The organism is Pseudomonadota bacterium, from assembly GCA_022361155.1.
Classification (GTDB): Bacteria; Myxococcota_A; Polyangia; order Polyangiales; family JAKSBK01; genus JAKSBK01.
Window position 1 is genome coordinate 1 of sequence record JAKSBK010000433.1, and the last position, 1,044, is coordinate 1,044.

The window sequence follows — 1,044 nt, forward strand, 5'->3', positions numbered from 1 at the left end:
GAACCCTCCGCCGACAGCAGCTCTTCGAAACGCTCGACGGAAATGGCCGATTCCCCTTCTCCGGCGCCGATGACTTTCAGCGAGCTCGACGGGTCGTAGCCATGCCAGCCGATCTGGGATTGCACCGCGTCACGCGGCTGTCGACACCCGGCAAGTATAGGGGCCCGCCCGGTGGCTGTCATGGTTCGGCGCGAACCGCTCCGGACGCAAGCGCCCGCGAATCCGTGTACGCTATCCGCATGTCACAGGCACACGACCAGACAGCGATCGACCGCCATTTCGAGGACAAGACCAGAGCCTATGCAGGTCGCATCGGCGCCTGCCTCGAGCGCGCATTGCCGTCCTCGGATACGACACCGCAAAGATTGCACGAGGCGATGCGCTACGCGGTGCTTTCAGGCGGTAAACGCATTCGGCCGTTGCTGGTCTATGCCACCGGGGAATGTCTCCATATCGACACTGACAAGCTCGACATCCCGGCCGCAGCGATCGAGCTCATCCACGCCTTCTCACTGGTGCACGACGACCTGCCCGCAATGGACGACGACGATCTGCGGCGCGGCCGTCCGACGGTGCATCGCCAGTTCGACGAAGCGACGGCGATCCTCGCCGCCGACGCGCTGCAGCCGCTTGCCTTCAACGTGATCGCCACCGCAAAGTCGCTGACTGACGAGGAAAAAGCCGCCGTCATCACGATCGTGTCCGATGCCTGCGGTTCGCTCGGGATGACCGGCGGACAGTCGATCGACCTCGCCTCCGAGGGCCGTGAACTGACCGCCGAAGCGCTGGCCGAGATGCATCAGCTCAAAACCGGCGCACTCATCCATGCCTGCGTCATGTCCGCAGCCCGGCTCTGCGGCGGGCTGTCCGGCGAGCGCATCGCCGCACTCGATCGATTCGCCCGCGACATCGGTCTCGCGTTCCAGATTCGGGACGATATCCTGGATGTCGCCGGCGAAACGCACGTCATCGGCAAGCAGGCCGGCTCGGACGAGCGCCGGGCAAAGGCAACCTGGCCGTCGCTGTTCGGCCTCGACGAGGCGC

The 1,044-nt window shown here is 65.2% G+C and carries 2 protein-coding genes; one reads left to right on the plus strand and one right to left on the minus strand.

Going from position 1 to position 1,044, the window contains the following annotated elements:
• A partial coding sequence (locus MJD61_16580; protein ID MCG8556878.1) for a hypothetical protein occupies positions 1 to 182 on the minus strand: 182 nt, incomplete at its 3' end.
• Positions 183 to 239: 57 nt separating this feature from the next.
• Between MJD61_16580 and MJD61_16585 the strand changes: the two genes are divergently transcribed.
• A partial coding sequence (locus MJD61_16585) for a polyprenyl synthetase family protein (GenBank protein MCG8556879.1) occupies positions 240 to 1,044 on the plus strand: 805 nt, incomplete at its 3' end.